The organism is Paludibacterium paludis (assembly GCF_018802605.1).
GTDB classification, from domain to species: Bacteria; Pseudomonadota; Gammaproteobacteria; order Burkholderiales; family Chromobacteriaceae; genus Paludibacterium; species Paludibacterium paludis.
In genome coordinates this window covers 220722-238593 of record NZ_CP069161.1, presented here as the reverse complement: position 1 = coordinate 238593, position 17872 = coordinate 220722, and the positions used below count along the sequence as shown (strand labels likewise).

12 protein-coding genes, 2 tRNA genes and 2 rRNA genes are annotated in these 17872 nt (G+C 60.3%); 10 read left to right on the top strand and 6 right to left on the bottom strand.

The window, feature by feature from the left end; all coding sequences use genetic code 11:
* Positions 1-34 precede the first annotated feature (34 nt).
* From JNO50_RS01040 to JNO50_RS00995, 10 genes are all read left to right on the top strand, one after another.
* A complete protein-coding gene (locus JNO50_RS01040) occupies positions 35-646 on the top strand; it encodes an MlaC/ttg2D family ABC transporter substrate-binding protein (protein ID WP_229804931.1) in 612 nt (203 codons plus the stop codon).
* Positions 646-936 (top strand): STAS domain-containing protein, encoded by a 291-nt coding sequence (locus JNO50_RS01035; protein ID WP_189536810.1) that lies wholly within the window; start codon positions 646-648, stop codon positions 934-936. The genes JNO50_RS01040 and JNO50_RS01035 overlap by 1 nt, the downstream gene beginning before the upstream one ends.
* On the top strand, positions 933-1730 hold the full coding sequence (locus tag JNO50_RS01030) for an MlaA family lipoprotein (protein ID WP_189536808.1): 798 nt from the start codon (positions 933-935) through the stop codon (positions 1728-1730). Before JNO50_RS01035 ends, JNO50_RS01030 begins: the two co-directional genes overlap by 4 nt.
* 143 nt (positions 1731-1873) lie before the next feature.
* Entirely contained in the window at positions 1874-2776 is a 903-nt protein-coding gene (locus JNO50_RS01025; protein WP_189536805.1) for an ABC transporter ATP-binding protein, read from the top strand.
* A gap of 2 nt (positions 2777-2778) precedes the next feature.
* Entirely contained in the window at positions 2779-3534 is a 756-nt protein-coding gene (locus JNO50_RS01020) for an ABC transporter permease (RefSeq protein ID WP_189536804.1), read from the top strand.
* A gap of 23 nt (positions 3535-3557) precedes the next feature.
* Entirely contained in the window at positions 3558-3806 is a 249-nt protein-coding gene (locus tag JNO50_RS01015; RefSeq protein ID WP_189536802.1) for a BolA family protein, read from the top strand.
* A 5-nt stretch (positions 3807-3811) separates the two neighbouring features.
* Positions 3812-5065, top strand: a complete 1254-nt coding sequence (murA, locus tag JNO50_RS01010) for a UDP-N-acetylglucosamine 1-carboxyvinyltransferase (protein ID WP_189536800.1) — start codon at positions 3812-3814, stop codon at positions 5063-5065.
* Between the two features lie 202 nt (positions 5066-5267).
* A complete protein-coding gene (locus JNO50_RS01005; RefSeq protein WP_189536798.1) occupies positions 5268-7250 on the top strand; it encodes a methyl-accepting chemotaxis protein in 1983 nt (660 codons plus the stop codon).
* A gap of 105 nt (positions 7251-7355) precedes the next feature.
* Positions 7356-9350, top strand: a complete 1995-nt coding sequence (locus tag JNO50_RS01000; protein ID WP_189536795.1) for a methyl-accepting chemotaxis protein — start codon at positions 7356-7358, stop codon at positions 9348-9350.
* Between the two features lie 199 nt (positions 9351-9549).
* A complete protein-coding gene (locus tag JNO50_RS00995) occupies positions 9550-11013 on the top strand; it encodes a C69 family dipeptidase (RefSeq protein WP_189536793.1) in 1464 nt (487 codons plus the stop codon).
* Between the two features lie 51 nt (positions 11014-11064).
* Here JNO50_RS00995 and JNO50_RS00990 read toward each other — a convergent pair whose 3' ends face one another.
* The 6 genes from JNO50_RS00990 to JNO50_RS00965 all read right to left on the bottom strand — a co-directional run bounded on the left by JNO50_RS00990 (position 11065) and on the right by JNO50_RS00965 (position 17823).
* On the bottom strand, positions 11065-12378 hold the full coding sequence (locus JNO50_RS00990; RefSeq protein WP_189536791.1) for a sodium-dependent transporter: 1314 nt from the start codon (positions 12376-12378) through the stop codon (positions 11065-11067).
* Between the two features lie 276 nt (positions 12379-12654).
* Positions 12655-13977, bottom strand: a complete 1323-nt coding sequence (locus JNO50_RS00985; RefSeq protein ID WP_189536789.1) for a sodium-dependent transporter — start codon at positions 13975-13977, stop codon at positions 12655-12657.
* A 337-nt stretch (positions 13978-14314) separates the two neighbouring features.
* Positions 14315-14429, bottom strand: a 5S ribosomal RNA gene (gene rrf, locus JNO50_RS00980).
* Positions 14430-14537: 108 nt separating this feature from the next.
* Positions 14538-17431 (bottom strand): 23S ribosomal RNA (locus JNO50_RS00975).
* 228 nt (positions 17432-17659) lie between these two features.
* Positions 17660-17735, bottom strand: a tRNA-Ala gene (locus JNO50_RS00970).
* Positions 17736-17746: 11 nt separating this feature from the next.
* A tRNA-Ile gene (locus JNO50_RS00965) sits at positions 17747-17823 on the bottom strand.
* Positions 17824-17872 lie beyond the last annotated feature (49 nt).

Sequence of the window (17872 nt, the reverse complement as noted above, 5' to 3'; positions counted from 1 at the left end):
ATTGAGACAACCCATCAAAAAGAAGATCGTAATCATGATGAAAAAACTGTTCACCGCCCTGTTCCTGATGCTCGGCATCGCCCTGCCCGCCTGTGCCGCCAACGACAATCCGGTGGATCTGGTGCGCGACACGTCGCGCCAGGTTCTGGACATTCTGAAGCAGGAGAATGGCAAGAACACGGCCAAGATCCGCGACCAGGTCGAAGCCCTGGTGCTGCCGAAATTCGACTTCCGTCGCATGACGGCGCTGGCCCTCGGCAAGAACTGGCGCGTCGCGTCGCCCGATCAGCAAAACGAGATGACGGCTCAGTTTCAGCTGCTGCTGATCCGGACCTATTCCTCGACCATGACCCGCTTCAAGAACGCGCAAGTCGACGTGAAGCCGTCCGCCAACATCTACAACAACGGCCAGGAAGCCAGCGTTCACAGCGATATCGCGCTGCCCAACAGCAATGACAAGAAAACCGTGTCCGTCGACTACATCCTGTACCGCACGGCCCAGGGCTGGCGCGTTTACAACATCAATGTCGAGGGCGCGAGCCTCGTTACGGTCTATCGCAACCAGTTCGACGCGGATGTCCGCGCGCACGGTATCGATGGTCTGATCAAGAGCCTCAAGGACAAGAACGGCGGCAAGGGGGCCTGATGGAGGCGCTGATTCGCCGGCCCGAGGGCCGCATCGACATGGATACGGCGGCGGGCCTCATCGCCTGGCTGGATGATGCGGCCCCGCAAGGAGGCGTCGTCAGGCTCGACATGTCGGGCGTGAGCGATGCCGACTCGGCCGCGCTGGCCCTGCTTCTTGAATGGCGCCGGCGCCTGGCGCGCCGCGATGTCCGTCTGGACATCGCCGGCATGCCGCCCGGACTTACCGCACTGACCCGACTTTACGGCCTGGAAGACATGTTTCTGCCGGCAGTGGAGCCAACACCATGAACACCCGTTCCCTGATTCTGGCCGCGGCCGCGGCGGCCCTGCTCGCCGGTTGCGCCAGCGCGCCGACCAATCCGCGCGACCCGCTCGAGCCGATGAACCGCGCCGTCTTCCGCTTCAACGACGCCGCCGACCGGGCGGTGGCCAAACCGGTTGCCCAGGCATACCGGGATGTGACGCCGCAACCGGTGCGCACCGCCGTGTCCAATTTCTTCGACAACCTGCGCGATGCTTACAGCGTGGTGAGCAACACCTTGCGCGCGGAACCGGAGAAGGCGCTGAACGACACCTTGCGCGTGGCGATGAACAGCACGTTCGGCCTGTTCGGCCTGATTGACATCGCCACGCCGGCCGGCCTGAAAAACAATAAGAACACCCTGGGCGACACCTTCGCCAGCTGGGGCTGGAAAAACAGCAGTTATCTCGTGCTGCCGCTGCTGGGGCCTTCCACGGTGCGCGACGGCGCGGGGCTCGGCGTCTATGTCTGGTTCTCGCCGGAGCGCAATCTTTACAAGGAACCCGCCCACGCGAACGTGGCGACGGGACTCAACCTGCTGAGCCGCCGCGAACAGCTGCTGGGGCTTGAGGGCGTGCTCGACGATGCCGCTCTGGACCCCTATGCCTACACGCGCGACGCTTTCCTGCAAGTGCGCGACCGCTCGCTGGGGCTGGCTCCGGCGGATGGTGACGACATGAACATCGACGCCATCATGGGCGAGACCTCGTCGCCGCCGCCCAAGGCGGACGCCTCGGCACCGGTGGCTCCGGCGCGGCCCGACGCCTCCGCGGCGAAATAGCGCCAGGCCGCCCCTCCGGGCGGCCTCTTCCTGATAAACCTTTCATTTTTCATGGACTTTTCCGTCAGGACTCTGACTGGCGTACTGACACACTTGCAAGAAAAGCGCTATAATTCCGCTCTTTTCTCCTACAGCTCGCGCCCATGCCCAGCGCTCTTTCCATCCGTCACGTCAGCAAACGCTTCGGCTCGCTGACCGCGCTTGACGCCGTCAGCCTCGATATCGACGCAGGGGAATTCTTTGCCCTGCTCGGACCGAATGGCGCCGGCAAAACCACCCTGATCAGCGCGATGGCAGGACTGTCCCGTCCCGACGAGGGTTCCATCCACGTGATGGGACACGACGTGATTCGCGAGTACCGGGACGCGCGCCGCAATCTTGGCGTGGTTCCCCAGGAACTGGTGTTCGATCCCTTCCTTACCGTGCGCGAGACGCTGCGCTTCCAGTCCGGCTACTTCGGTCTGTCGCGCAACGACGCCTGGATCGACGAAATGCTGTTCAAGCTGGGACTCGACGACAAGGCCGACAGCAATATGCGGGCCCTGTCCGGCGGCATGAAACGCCGCGTGATGGTCGCCCAGGCGCTGGTGCACCGTCCGCCCGTCATCGTGCTCGACGAACCGACCGCCGGCGTCGATGTCGAACTGAGGCAAAGCCTGTGGGCCTTCGTGCGGGAACTGAACGAAGCGGGCCATACCATCGTGCTGACCACCCATTACCTGGAAGAGGCCGAGGCCTTGTGCAATCGCATCGCCATGCTCAAGAAAGGCCGCCTCATCGCCTTGGAGGACAAGAGCACGCTGCTGTCGCACAGCGCCGAACGCGAGGTCGCGCTAAAGCTCGGCGCGGCGCTGCCGTCCGAACTTGCCGGGCTCAAGGTTCGCGATGAGGACGGCCGCGTGGTGCTGCGTTTGCCGCAAATCGCCGCCCTCGAAGGCGTGCTCGCCTGCCTGCGCGCGAACGGCATCGAGGTGCGCGAACTGTCCGTGGTCGAGACCGATCTGGAAAGCGTGTTCGTGAAAACCATGAACGGTGGGGGAGCATGAACATGCAGGGCTTTTTGACCCTCCTGAAAAAAGAGCTGGTGCGCTTCTGGAAAGTGTCGTTCCAGACCGTGGCCGCGCCGGTGCTGATGGCGTTGATGTACCAGCTGATTTTCTCGCACGTGATGTCAAGCCATGGCGACGTGTATCCCGGTGTGAGCTACACAGCGTTCCTGATCCCGGGCCTCGCGATGATGTCGATGACCCAGAACGCGTTCGCCAACGGCTCGTCCAGCCTGATCCAGTCGAAAATCACCGGCAACATCGTCTTCATTCTGCTGCCGCCGCTCGGGCCCGGAGAGTTTTTCGCGGCCTATCTCCTTGCGGCGATGATCCGCGGACTCGTGGTCGGCCTCGGCGTGGTTCTCGTCACCAGCGGTTTCGGCCTGCCCGCGCCGGCCCACCCGCTGTGGGTCGCGCTCTTCGCCATGCTCGGATCGGCGGTGCTCGGCACGCTTGGCATCATTGCCGGCATCTGGGCGGAGAAGTTCGACCAGCTCGCCGCTTTCCAGAACTTTCTCATCATGCCCCTGACTTTCCTGTCGGGTGTGTTTTATTCCATCAACAGCCTGCCCCCGTTCTGGCGCGCGGCCTCTCACCTCAATCCGGTTTTCTATATGATTGACGGTTTCCGCTACGGATTTTTCGGGCAGGCCGATATCGATCCGGCGCTCTCGGCCGCGGTGGCGGGCGGCAGCTTTTTGCTGCTTGCCGGCTTTGCCCTGCGACTGGTAGCGCGAGGCTACAAATTGCGCCACTAACGCGAAGCTTTTCAGGATATCCCATGGTAACCGCTGAACAAGTCAGACAATACATCGCCGCAGGCCTGTCCTGTACCCATCTCGAAGTCGAGGGGGACGGACACCACTTCTACGCCATCGTGGTTTCCGAGGAGTTCGCCGACAAGCGGCTCGTCGAACGCCATCGCATGATCAAGGAAGTCCTCGGCACCCGCATTCAATCCAACGAAATTCACGCACTCTCCATCCAGAAGGCGCTCACGCCCGCGGAATGGGAAAAGCTCCAAGGCTGACACGAATGGAAAAACTGATCATTCAGGGCAACGGACCGCTCAACGGCGAGATCCGCGTATCCGGCGCCAAGAACGCCGCTTTGCCGATTCTCTGCGCGGGTCTTTTGACCCCCGACACGCTCAAGCTGAGCAATGTGCCGATGCTGCGCGACGTTTCCACCACGCAAAAGCTCCTGCAAGGCATGGGCGCGCGCGTGATGACCGACAATGTCCACGAAGTGGAAATCACTGCGGCCGGGATCGACAACCTTGTCGCGCCCTACGAGCTCGTCAAGACCATGCGCGCGTCCATTCTGGTGCTCGGCCCGACGCTGGCCCGTTTCGGTGAAGCGTCGGTTTCCCTGCCCGGGGGCTGCGCCATCGGCAGCCGTCCGGTTGACCAGCACATCAAGGGCCTCGTCGCCATGGGGGCGGAAGTCGTCATCGAACACGGCTACGTCAAGGCCCGCGCCAAGCGCCTGAAGGGCGCCAACATCGTCATGGACATGGTCACCGTCACCGGCACGGAAAACCTGCTCATGGCGGCCGTGCTCGCCGATGGCGTGACCGTGCTGGAAAACGCCGCACGCGAACCGGAGGTGACCGATCTTGCCCTGTGCCTGAACAAGATGGGCGCCCGCATTTCCGGCATCGGCACCGATCGCCTGGTCATCGAAGGCGTGGCCAGCCTGCATGGCGCGGAACATTCGATCATGCCGGACCGGATCGAGGCGGGCACCTTCCTCGTGGCCGGCGCGATGACCCGTGGGCACGTGGTGCTGCGCAACGCCGCGCCCAAGACCATGGAATCGGTGCTCGACAAACTGGCCGAGACCGGCGCGCGCATCGAAGCGGGCGACGACTGGATCTCGCTGGACATGAAACACCGTCCCAAATCGGTGAATGTGCGCACGCTGCCCTATCCAGCGTTTCCGACCGATATGCAAGCCCAGTTCATGACGCTCAATACCGTGGCCGACGGCGCCGCGGTCATCACGGAGACCATCTTCGAGAACCGCTTCATGCACGTGCCGGAACTGAATCGCATGGGCGCGCGCATTGAAGTGGAAGGCAACACCGCCATCGTCAAGGGCGTGGAATCACTGTCCGGCGCCACCGTGATGGCGACCGATCTGCGAGCCTCGGCCAGTCTCGTGATCGCCGGCCTCGTCGCAGAAGGCGAAACGGTGGTCGACCGCATCTACCACCTGGATCGCGGTTATGAGCATATCGAGAAAAAACTCAACGCGGTTGGCGCGATCATTGAGCGCAGCAACTGACCTTGTTCAGGCATCATCCGGCCGGCCTCCCCTGCGAGGCCGGTTTTTTTTCATCCAATGTATACGCATTTGGTATTTTCACAACAAATTGATAATCGATAATGATATTCAATCGAGTTTGTGATAAAATAACAGGCGATTGTCATCGCGAATATTTAAAGTCCGCGACCTTTCCTCTCTCCTTGCTTCCCCGGAAAAGGCAATGCTCACTACCACTCGACGCAAAATCCTGTTCACCTCCGCTTTGCTTGTGCTCGCGGGCTTTACCGCGATCGTCGCCATCAACATCGCCACCAGCTACTCACGCGCCAAAGACTCGGTAATGAGCAATGCCCGCACACTGGCGGAACGGGAGGCGGGCAAAGTCGGCCAAATGATTGAACAGGCTTTCCACAGCACCCAGACTCTGGCCGGCGACGCGCTGGCGGTTCGGGCGCACCAGCCGGGCAACGCTCGCGAGTTGCTCTCCGACATGGTCAAGGCGCAATTGCCCGGCAACCCCAATGCCATCGGTTACTGGCTCGACTGGGAGCCGAACGCGCTGGATGGCCGCGACGCCCAGTTCGCGGGCACGGAACATAACGATGAAACCGGACGCAGCGGCGTGTACTGGCTGCGCAAGGAGGGCAAGATCGATGTGGTCTGGGGAGGCAGTGGTGTGGATAACGTTGCGTACTACACGACCCCACTGAAAACCGGCAAACCGTTCATGACAGAGCCCTACATCGACGAAGACGTGCATATTCTGATGGGCACGCTCACCATCCCGCTGATTGCGGGCGGCAAAGCCGTCGGAGTGGCAGGCTGCGACATGGGCCTGTCGCATCTGTCCTCGCTGGCCGCCGCCATCAAACCGTTCGATACCGGGTTCATGACCTTGTATTCGAATAGCGGCCTTTTACTGGCCGGACGGGAAGGCATCGAGCTGGGAAAAGCCGATCCCACTCTCCCTGCGCAAGCCGCCGAAGCCATCCGCCAAGGCAACGCCTATGAATACGAGAGCGACGACGGTTTCCGCCACTTTCTGATGCCGGCCAAAATCGCCGGCATCCCCAACAGCTGGTCGGTGCGCATCTCCATCCCGCTGGATCGGGCCATGGCGCCGGTCAAAGCCGCCGCCTGGCAGGCTGTCGTCATGAGCCTTGCGATCCTCGCGGCCATTCTCGCCATTCTCGGCTTTGTGCTGCATCGCCTGCTGCGTCCGCTTGACACCCTGCAAGGCGCCATGACGCAACTGGCCGGCGGCAGCGGCGACCTGACCCGCGAGCTTCCCGTCACCACCACCGACGAAATCGGCAAGTCGGCCGCCGCCTTCAACACCTTCACCGGCTCGTTGCGGGAAATGCTGCTCGAAGTCCGCGGCACCGCCGACACCGTGCTGGCCGCAGTCGGGAATCTTGGAGAGGAGATTCACCATATCAGCGAAGGCTCGGGCAAGCAGGCCATGGCGGCCAACGCCACGGCGTCCAGTATCGAAGAGCTGTCGGTCAGCATCAGCCATATTGCCGATTCGGTCCGCGCGACCGAAATGCTGGCGCGCGAGGCCGGAACCATGTCCGAAGAGGCCTCCCGGACCGTTCAGGACGCGGTCAGCGAGATCGACCGCATCGCCAATACGGTGCGCACGCTGTCCGGAGTGCTAGGCAACCTGGAAGAACGCTCCGGCGAGATCAGCAGCATTGTCGGGGTGATCAGCGATATCGCCGACCAGACCAATCTGCTGGCGCTCAATGCCGCCATCGAAGCGGCCAGAGCGGGAGAACAAGGCCGCGGCTTCGCCGTGGTCGCCGACGAAGTACGTAAACTCGCCGAACGCACGTCGTCGGCCACCCGGGAAATCGACGGCATGATCCAGGCGATCCAGCAAGAATCGCGCACCGCGGTCAGCAATATGTCCGATGCCATGACCCAGGTCGACAACGGTGTGGCGCTGGCCGGCGGCGCCGCCAGCGCCATCGCCAGGATCCGCGAGCATTCCGGTTCGATGGTCAGCGCCATGGGCGACATCGCGGTGGCAACGGGCGAACAGTCCAGCGCCAGCCAGCAGATCGCGCTGCACATCGAGCAGATCCATTCGATGGTGCAACAGAACGACGAGTCGGTGAAAAACTCGGCCGGAACCGTCAGCTCGCTGGCCGACACCGGCAAGACCCTGTCCCGCCTGATGGCGCGCTTTACCTTGTAACAGCGGAACATCCGGAGCCCGCGGGTGCTTCGGATGTTTTTTATTAAAATCGATAAGAGTTTTCTATAGTTACTGCGTAATTTCTTTTTTTGCAGGATCTTGCGCATGCGTACCCGCTTTTTCTCCACCGCCCGCGGCAAGATCCTGACCGGTTCCGCGCTTTTGATCTTCATCGGGATCGGCCTGCTTGTCGGCCTCTTTGTCCGGAACAGTTACCGGCACGCCGAAGACACGGTTCTCAACGAAAGCCGCATGCTTGCCGAGCAGGAAGCCGGCACCATCCAGCGGCGGCTTGAGCGCAGCTACCATGCCACGCAATCCCTGGCCAACGCGGCCCTGGCGCTGCGATCACGGCTTCCGGCCAACGGCCGGGCCATCCTCGCGGATATCGTAAGACGTCAATTGTCGGGAGACCCGGACGCGATCGGCTACTGGGCGATCTGGGAGCCCGACGCGTTTGATGGTCCGGATGCCCGCCACGCGGGACAACCGGAAAACGACAAGACCGGGCGGGCGGGAGTCTACTGGTTCAACAAGGCCGGCAGGACGGATGTGGTCTGGGGAGCAGAAGGCGTCGACGACAGCGATTACTATGCCCGCCCGAAACAGAGCGGCAAACCGTACCTGACCGAGCCATACACCGACCCCGATATCAAGGTGCTCATGGGCACACTCTCCGTTCCGCTCGTCATTGACGGCAAGGTCGCGGGCATCGTCGGCTGCGACCTGTCGCTCGACCACCTGCGCGACCTGGCGGCGCGCATCCGGCCCTACGACACCGGATATATGTCGCTCTACTCGAACAAGGCCCTGCTGCTCGCGGGCCACGATCCGGCCCGGGCTGGCAAACCCGATACTTCCCTGCCTGCCGACGCGAGCCGCGCCATCGCATCGGGCAAACATTACGATTATCAGAGCGGCGACGGCTGGCTGCACTTCCTGGTTCCGGTTCGTGTCGGCGACACGGAAGGCCCCTGGGCGGTGCGCATCTCCATCCCGCTTGACCGCGCGCTGGCGCCCGTCAGGGAAATGGTCTGGCAATCCTTGCTGGTCGGGATCGCCATTCTGGCCGGTACGTTGCTGCTGATGGGACTGATGGTCCACCGTTTGCTCACGCCGCTCAACCGGCTCGAACACGCCATGACGACACTGTCGGCGGGGTCGGGCGACCTGACACGTCAACTGGATGCCGGCAGCCAGGATGAAATCGGCCGCAGCGCCGCCGCCTTCAATCAGTTCACCGCCTCGTTGCACGACATGATGCTGGAAGTTCGCGACACCGCCGACAGCATTCAGGCCGCGGGGACACAATTGACTCACGACATCGGACGCATCGTGGCGAGCTCCGGCACACAGTCGGAGGCCGCCCGTGCCACCGCGCAGCGCATCGAGGCCTTGTCTCACAGCGTCGCCCGGATCGCCGGAGCCGTCGGTCAGACGGAAAAGAGCACGGAACTGAGCGATGTCCTGTCAGGACACGCCGCCGACAAAGTCATGACGGCCAGCCGGGAAATCACCCGCATCGCGGATACGGTGCGCCATCTGGCCGGCACCGTGGGCGAGCTGGACGACAGAACCGGCCAGATCGGCAGCATTGCCGGCGTCATCCGCGACATCGCGGACCAGACCAATCTTCTTGCCTTGAACGCCGCCATCGAAGCGGCCCGGGCGGGCGAACAGGGACGGGGATTCGCCGTGGTAGCCGACGAAGTCAGAAAGCTTGCCGAGCGCACGGCGGTCGCCACTCGCGAAATCACGGCCATGATCGGGACCATACAGGAGGAGAGCCGGACCGTGGCCAGCAACGTGGAAGGAGCGCTGGCGCTGGTGGACCGCGGGGTCGCGCTGACGCAGGACGTGGCCGAGACCATCGAACAGATCCGCCGGCACGCGCGCGATGTCGCCACCGCCATGGGCGGCACGGCAAGAGCCACGGCCGAACAATCGGAAGTCAGCCAGGAGATTGCCAGTCATATCGACGCCATACTCGCCATGCTCAGACAAACCGACGACGCGGTCAAAGCCGCCGGAAACCTGGCCGGCACACTGGACGCGGAAGGCCATGCCCTGACCCGTTTGATCGGCCGGTTCCGCCTTTAGCGTCGCGGACAAAGTCGCGGCCGCGGGATTGTAGAGCCGCGGCCGTTTTCCAGCCAGTGCGGTCCGCTGGTCTGCTGACCCAGATTAAACAACCTTCTTCGCCGTGTCGGTTTCTTGCCTCACTATGCACAATGGCAATATCAGACTTTGCTGAACAAGCCTATGCTGTCGCCGGCTTGTCTGAAACAAGGTATGAAAAATGCTGAAGAAAATCGTCATCGCCATGCTTGGCTTGTCCTGCGCCACCTCGTTTGCCTGCACAACCGTGATCGTCGGAAAGAAAGCCTCCGCCGACGGCTCCATACTCATCGGCCGCAATGTCGACGGAGGATTGGGCAATCACCCGGTCCACTACCTCCGCCACGCGGCCGTCGCCAAGGCGTTCACGTTCCGCTCCGTGGAGAACAAGTTCGCCTACCCGATGCCGGCCGGCGCCATGAGCTACACCGGGATTCCCGACTTCGACGGCAAGGGCATCTCCTATGAAGAGGCCGGCTTCAACACCGCCGGCGTGACCCTGTCGGCCACCGAATCGATCTACAGCAGCGCCAAAGCGCTGGCCGCCGACCCTTACAACAAGGAAAGCGGCATCACCGAAAGCTCGGTCACCAGCGTGATCCTTCCGCAAATCACCTCCGCCCGCCAGGGAGTGGAACTCTTGGGGAAAATCATCGAGACGCAAGGATCCGGCGAAGGCTTCGGCATCGCGTTCGCCGACAAACATGAAGCCTGGTACCTGGAAAACGCCGGCGGCCATCGCTGGATCGCCGTCCGCATTCCCGACGAGGTGTATTTTGTGTCGGCCAACCAGGGCCGACTGCATGAGGTCGACCTGACCGACACCCGCAATGTCATGGCCTCCAGAGATCTCGCCGAGTTCGCGGTCGGCCACGGGCTCGCCGAAAAACGCACCGACGGCAAGTTCAACGTGTTCAAGGCCTATACGGCCGATGTCGCCAACGATGCCACTTATAATTACTACCGCGTCTGGACCTTGCAGGGCAAATTCACCCCCAGCTACGTCAACCGGGATTATCTCACCGGCAACTCGCCGGTCTTCCTCAAACCCGACCGCAAACTGTCGGCCGATGATGTGCAAGGCGCGCTGCAGAACCATTATGAAGGCAGCGAACACGACCCATACACCACACAAAACCCCAAAACCCGTTACCGGCCGATTTCGGTGTTCCGCACACAACAATCGCATGTCCTCGCGCTTCGCGACAATCTGCCGTTGCCGATCGCCAACATCGAGTACCTGGCGCTGGGAATGACGGCGCTGGGCATCTACGTTCCGTTCTATCAGGGCAGTCCGGTACCGGAAACCTGGCAAATCGCCGAAGACAAGGCGGACAATCGGTCAGCGTGGTGGAAATTCCGCAAGCTGCAGGTGCTCGCCATGCAGGACTTTCCGAAATACGGGCCGATAGTCAAAGCCGGTTATGCCAAATTGAACGCGAGCCTGCGCGAGCAGCAGACGGCATTCGAAAAAGAGTATCTGCGCATTCAGGCCAAAGACCCGAAAGCGGCCCAGAAAAAGCTCGACGCCTTCAGCCGCAGTATGGTCGAACAGGTAATGAGCACGACAGACGCACTGACCAACGACATCTTTACCCGGCAGTCCATCGACATCAGCGCCAAGTACCCGTTCCACGGCGCCTGATACGACCACGGCCGCCCTGCGATGTGCGCTGGGCGGCCGTTTTTTCCGGAATCAAAGGTTGTAGAGCATGATCAAGGCGATCAGGCAGGGCGCCGCCACCCGGTAAGTCCACTTCAGAGCGGGCTCGATGGCGCGCGGCAGCGCCAGCTCACCGGCCATCAGGGGCCAGATCTTCCAGCCGGCGAACAGCGCCGTGCCGATGCCGCCCAGCGGCAGCAGCACATTGGATGACGCGTAGTCCATCAGCTGGAACACGGTTTTTCCGTGAAAAGTGTATGACGCCCAGGGACCGAACGACAGCGATGCCGGAATACCCATCAGGAAAATCAGCAAGGTCACACCCACCGTCACCGGTTTGCGCGGCAGTTTCCATTCATCAATGGGCAACACCACCAGTTGTTCCAGCAAGGAAACGGCGGACATCAGCGCGGCAAGCAGCAGCAAGGCGAAGAACGCCACAGCGAACAGCTGGCCGAACGGCAGCCTGGTGAACACCACCGGCATGGTCATGTAGGTCAAACCGGGGCCGGCAGCCGGGTTGAGCCCGAAAGATACCACCGCCGGAAAAATCATCAACCCGGCGAGAACGGCGGTCACGGTGGACAGTCCCGTCACCCAGGCGCCGACCTGGGTCAGCGAGGTCTGGCGGTCAAGGTAGGAACCGTACGCCAGCATGCACCCGGCCCCGACCGACAGATGAAAAAACGCCAGTCCCATGGCATCGACCAGCATCCCCGGATTGACCTTCGTGAAGTCAGGCGCGAAGAAGGCCATCACACCATCGATGGCATGCGGCAGCGTCAGCGAGCGCGCGATCAGCACCAGCATCAGGATGAAGAGACCGGGCATCAGCACCTTGCCGGCCCGCTCGATACCCTTTTGCACGCCGGACATCACCACGAGCAGAGTCAGCAGGGCAAAGATCCCGTGCGTGATCAGCGGTTCGACCGGATTGCCGACATAGCTTCCAAACAGGGAACCCAGAGCCTGGCTGTCACTGGTCATCACGCGACCATCGAGCGCCCGCACCAGATACCCGATCGTCCATCCGCCCACCACGCTGTAAAACGACAGGATCAGAAAACAGCACAGCACACCGATGTAGCCGATGGCCGACCAGCGGCGATTGCCCAGCGCCCGGAACGCGCCGACCGCGCCCGAGGCCACCGCCCGGCCGATCGCGAACTCGGCCAGAAGCAGCGCGAAGCCCATCGTGAACGTGATCGCCAGAAAAATCAGCAAGAACGCTCCACCGCCGTTCGTGGCCGTCACGTAAGGAAATTTCCAGATCGCCCCCAGACCGACTGCGGAACCCGCAGACGCCAGGATGAAACCCAGTTTGGAACCCCATTGGGATCGGGACATCACGCATTCTCCATTGTTGATAACCGAACTGATTCGGGCACGCCGGAAATGCGGTGAAGAACAAAAGACAAGGCCGCCAGTTCCGGCGGCCTGTGACGGGGTCGTGACCCGGTGCGCCGCCTGTCAGGGGCGCCACCACCAGTTGCCGGAGCAGCAGGAAAGGGTCAGGAAATGTGTCGTCATAGATGACAAGAATGCCTTGAGAGCGTTCGGTCGTCAAGCGATATTATACAATATCCATTGTGCATCGCCAGACGTCCGAAGGCCGCGCGCCAATCAAAGATTTTTCAGCAAAATCACCGTGATACCGACCGGCGCCACCACACGGCAACTCCATTTGAGCGCCATGAGGCGCGCACCGGCCAACCCGCTTCCCGACTCGATCGCCGGCCATACCCGCCAGCCGGCGAACAACGCCACGGCGATACCGCCCAACGGCATCATCAGGTTGGACACACTGTAATCCATCGCCTCGAACAGCGTTTTTCCGAAAACGGTAATGTCATGCCATGGCCCGAAGGACAGCGACGCGGGGATCCCGCACACAAAAACAGCGGCGGAAAGACCGAGTATCACCGGACGGCGCTGAAATCCGAATTCATCAAGAAACAACGTGGCGATCAACTCCAGCATCGACACCGAGGACGTCAGCGCCGCCACGGCGAGCAGCGCGAAGAAGGCAATCGCGAAGAACTGGCCGAAGGGCAGGCTGGCGAACACGATCGGCATCGTCATGAACGTCAGTCCCGGCCCCGCAGCCGGGTTCAATCCAAAGGCGAACAGCGCCGGAAAAATCATCAGGCCGGACAGCAGCGCCACCACCGTCGACAAACCCACCACCCAGATCGCCGCGTTGAACACCGGCGTTTTTTCCTTGACGTAGGAACCGTACGCGATCATGCCGCCGGTGCCCAGCGACAGGGAAAAGAAGGCCAGCCCCAGCGCATCCACCACCATGGAAGGCGATACCTTGGAAAAGTCCGGCATGAAAAAAGCCCGCACACCCTCGATGGCGTGAGGAAGCGTCAAAGAGCGGGCGATCAGGATCAGCATGATGCCGAACAGCGCAGGCATCAATAGTTTGCCCGCCCGTTCGATGCCCTTTTCGATCCCCGCCACCACGATGCCCAGGGTCGCGAGGACAAAGACACCATGACTGAGCACAGGCCAGAGCGGATCCTTGGCATAACCGTCGAACAGTCGGCCCAACTGCGCCGCATCGCGCACCAGCACATCGCCTTTGACGGCCAGGGCGACGTAGCCCAGCGTCCATCCGCCCACCACGCTGTAGAAGCTGTAGAGCACAAAACCGGCAAGAATGCCCATCATGCCGACCAGCGGCCAAGCACCGCCGGCCAGGGCGCGGAACATGCCGACAGGCCCGCGGCGGGCATGGCGGCCGAGCGTGAACTCGACCACCATCTGGGCGAGGCCCAGCGTGAAACTGAAAAACAGGAACAGCACCAGGAATGCGCCGCCGCCGTTCATGGCGGTGACGTAGGGAAATTTCCAGATGGCGCCAAGTCCGATGGCGGAGCCAGCGGCGGCGAAGATGAAACCGAGTTTCGATCCCCAGGAGGATCGCGCGGATGAGGTCATGTCAGTCCCTTTGTCAGGTGGACCGTGACCGGAAAACGCGCGAGATAAGGACGGTGAAAATGACAAGGCCGCCTTCTCAGGCGGCCCGGGAACGGTCATTCTCAATGATTATTGGACGAATGCGGCCCTCCGGAGCGCCTTGCGGCACACCGGATAATAATAGTTGCTGTAGTTGGCAACGGGGAGGTCAACACGATTCGTCATGGTCGAATCATCATGCCGGTGAATGCCGGCTTTGTCAAACTTCAGGATAGTGTAGACAATCGGCAATAGCCCGAAACACAGCCGGAATAAAAACCAAAAGCCCTGACCGTAGGGTCAGGGCTTGGAGGGGGGAGTCTGGCGGTGTCCTACTTTCACACGGCGAATACCGCACTATCATCGGCGCTAAGGCGTTTCACGGTCCTGTTCGGGATGGGAAGGCGTGGGACCACCTCGCTATGGCCGCCAGACATAAACTGTCAACAAATCAAGAAGCCGCCCGCGCGTCGCGGGAGTATGTATCGGGTCGATGACGCATCGCGTCGCCAGCCTGGGCTCACCCAAGCTGTTCAAATGATAGGATCAAGCCTCACGAGCCATTAGTATCGGTTAGCTTAACGCCTCACAGCGCTTCCACACCCGACCTATCAACGTCCTGGTCTCGAACGACTCTTCAGGGAGGTCAAGCCTCCAGGGAAGTCTCATCTTCAGGCGAGTTTCCCGCTTAGATGCTTTCAGCGGTTATCTCTTCCAAACTTAGCTACCCGGCAATGCCACTGGCGTGACAACCGGTACACCAGAGGTTCGTCCACTCCGGTCCTCTCGTACTAGGAGCAGCCCCCGTCAAACTTCCAACGCCCACTGCAGATAGGGACCAAACTGTCTCACGACGTTTTGAACCCAGCTCACGTACCACTTTAAATGGCGAACAGCCATACCCTTGGGACCGGCTACAGCCCCAGGATGTGATGAGCCGACATCGAGGTGCCAAACTCCGCCGTCGATGTGAACTCTTGGGCGGAATCAGCCTGTTATCCCCGGAGTACCTTTTATCCGTTGAGCGATGGCCCTTCCATTCAGAACCACCGGATCACTATGTCCTGCTTTCGCACCTGCTCGACTTGTCGGTCTCGCAGTCAAGCCACCTTTTGCCATTGCACTATCAGCACGATTTCCGACCGTACCTAGGTGACCTTCGAACTCCTCCGTTACACTTTGGGAGGAGACCGCCCCAGTCAAACTGCCTACCATGCACTGTCCCCAATCCGGATCACGGACCAAGGTTAGAACCTCAAACACACCAGGGTGGTATTTCAAGGGCGGCTCCATGCGAACTGGCGTCCACACTTCCCAGCCTCCCACCTATCCTACACAAGTCTGTTCAAAGTCCAATGCAAAGCTACAGTAAAGGTTCACGGGGTCTTTCCGTCTAGCAGCGGGGAGATTGCATCTTCACAAACATTTCAACTTCGCTGAGTCTCAGGAGGAGACAGTGTGGCCATCGTTACGCCATTCGTGCGGGTCGGAACTTACCCGACAAGGAATTTCGCTACCTTAGGACCGTTATAGTTACGGCCGCCGTTTACCGGGGCTTCGATCAAGAGCTTGCACCCCATCACTTAACCTTCCGGCACCGGGCAGGCGTCACACCGTATACGTCCACTTTCGTGTTGGCACAGTGCTGTGTTTTTGATAAACAGTCGCAGCCACCGATTCTCTGCGACCCCTTCGACCTTCGAGCGCGAGGCTCTACAATCTACCGGGGCATACCTTCTCCCGAAGTTACGGTATCAATTTGCCGAGTTCCTTCTCCTGAGTTCTCTCAAGCGCCTTGGAATTTTCATCCTGCCCACCTGTGTCGGTTTGCGGTACGGTTTTTGCAAGGCTGAAGCTTAGTGGCTTTTCCTGGAAGCGGGGTATCAGTCACTTCAGGTCCGTAGACCCTCGTTATCACCTCTCGACGTTAACAGCGCGGCGGATTTGCCTGCCACGCCCGTCTACCAGCTTGAACGACCTATTCCAACAGGCCGCTGACCTAACCTTCTCCGTCCCCACATCGCACCTTGCAAAAGTACGGGAATATTGACCCGTTTCCCATCGACTACGCATTTCTGCCTCGCCTTAGGGGCCGACTCACCCTACGCCGATGAACGTTGCGTAGGAAACCTTGGGCTTTCGGCGAGCGGGCTTTTCACCCGCTTTATCGCTACTCATGTCAGCATTCGCACTTCTGATATCTCCAGCATCCCTCTCAGGACACCTTCACAGACCTACAGAACGCTCCCCTACCACGTGACCTAAGTCACATCCGCAGCTTCGGTTATAAGCTTGAGCCCCGTTACATCTTCCGCGCAGGACGACTCGACCAGTGAGCTATTACGCTTTCTTTAAATGATGGCTGCTTCTAAGCCAACATCCTGGCTGTCTGTGCCTTCCCACCTCGTTTACCACTTAGCTTATCATTTGGGACCTTAGCTGGCGGTCTGGGTTGTTTCCCTCTTGACGATGGACGTTAGCACCCACCGTCTGTCTCCCATGCTCGCACTTTCCGGTATTCAGAGTTTGCCATGGTTTGGTAAGTCGCAATGACCCCCTAGCCATAACAGTGCTTTACCCCCGGAAGTGATACATGAGGCACTACCTAAATAGTTTTCGGGGAGAACCAGCTATCTCCGAGTTTGTTTAGCCTTTCACCCCTATCCACAGCTCATCCCCTAGTTTTGCAACACTAGTGGGTTCGGACCTCCAGTGCGTGTTACCGCACCTTCATCCTGGCCATGGATAGATCACTCGGTTTCGGGTCTACGCCCAGCAACTCAGTCGCCCTGTTCGGACTCGGTTTCCCTACGCCTCCCCTATTCGGTTAAGCTCGCTACTGAACGTAAGTCGCTGACCCATTATACAAAAGGTACGCAGTCACCCCATTTTTCAAGGGCTCCCACTGTTTGTATGCATCCGGTTTCAGGTTCTATTTCACTCCCCTCCCGGGGTTCTTTTCGCCTTTCCCTCACGGTACTGGTTCACTATCGGTCGATCACGAGTATTTAGCCTTGGAGGATGGTCCCCCCATCTTCAGACAGGATTTCGCGTGTCCCGCCCTACTTCTCGTACGCCTAGTCTCATCGCCACGTTTTCGTGTACGGGGCTATCACCCACTATGGCCGCCCTTTCCAGAGCCTTCCACTAACGCCGCGACTATCTCGTACAGGCTATTCCGCTTTCGCTCGCCACTACTGGCGGAATCTCGGTTGATTTCTTTTCCTGCGGGTACTTAGATGTTTCAGTTCTCCGCGTTCGCTTCGCCTTCCCTATATATTCAGGAAGGGATGACCCCTAAGGGCCGGGTTTCCCCATTCGGACATCGTGGGATCAATGTTCCATTGCCAACTCCCCCACGCTTTTCGCAGGCTTGCACGTCCTTCATCGCCTGTGATCGCCAAGGCATCCACCAGATGCACTTAATCGCTTGACCCTATCATCTGAACAGCCTAAACCACCCAGACTCCAGTTTCGCGACACGTCACGATCCCCTTCAAGACCGTCACGTCGATACAATCATCTACCCAAGTCGCACCCACCCGGATTCCTCCGGATCGGTGAACTTTACATATCAGCTTCTCAATTTGTTAAAGATCAACGCGTTGGCTACAACGCAAATCAAAAACGACGGATCCCTTCCCATCCTCTTTGATTTGCACTGTGGTGGAGGCAGACGGGATCGAACCGACGACCCCCTGCTTGCAAAGCAGGTGCTCTCCCAACTGAGCTATGCCCCCCTTCAGAGTCCTGGTGGGTCTGGTTGGACTCGAACCAACGACCCCCGCCTTATCAAGACGGTGCTCTAACCGGCTGAGCTACAAACCCAGTCTCTACTTGCCAACTTCCGAATAACCGATAGGTTGTGAGCGCTTGA

Coding starts and splice junctions, on each gene's coding strand:
- JNO50_RS01020 (WP_189536804.1), top strand. CDS start 2,779: ATGCAGGGCTTTTTGACCCTCCTGAAAAAAGAGCTGGTGCGCTTCTGG.
- JNO50_RS01035 (WP_189536810.1), top strand. CDS start 646: ATGGAGGCGCTGATTCGCCGGCCCGAGGGCCGCATCGACATGGATACG.
- JNO50_RS00990 (WP_189536791.1), bottom strand. CDS start 12,378: ATGTCCCGATCCCAATGGGGTTCCAAACTGGGTTTCATCCTGGCGTCT.
- JNO50_RS01000 (WP_189536795.1), top strand. CDS start 7,356: ATGCGTACCCGCTTTTTCTCCACCGCCCGCGGCAAGATCCTGACCGGT.
- JNO50_RS01005 (WP_189536798.1), top strand. CDS start 5,268: ATGCTCACTACCACTCGACGCAAAATCCTGTTCACCTCCGCTTTGCTT.
- JNO50_RS01025 (WP_189536805.1), top strand. CDS start 1,874: ATGCCCAGCGCTCTTTCCATCCGTCACGTCAGCAAACGCTTCGGCTCG.
- JNO50_RS01040 (WP_229804931.1), top strand. CDS start 35: ATGATGAAAAAACTGTTCACCGCCCTGTTCCTGATGCTCGGCATCGCC.
- JNO50_RS01015 (WP_189536802.1), top strand. CDS start 3,558: ATGGTAACCGCTGAACAAGTCAGACAATACATCGCCGCAGGCCTGTCC.
- murA (WP_189536800.1), top strand. CDS start 3,812: ATGGAAAAACTGATCATTCAGGGCAACGGACCGCTCAACGGCGAGATC.
- JNO50_RS00985 (WP_189536789.1), bottom strand. CDS start 13,977: ATGACCTCATCCGCGCGATCCTCCTGGGGATCGAAACTCGGTTTCATC.
- JNO50_RS00995 (WP_189536793.1), top strand. CDS start 9,550: ATGCTGAAGAAAATCGTCATCGCCATGCTTGGCTTGTCCTGCGCCACC.
- JNO50_RS01030 (WP_189536808.1), top strand. CDS start 933: ATGAACACCCGTTCCCTGATTCTGGCCGCGGCCGCGGCGGCCCTGCTC.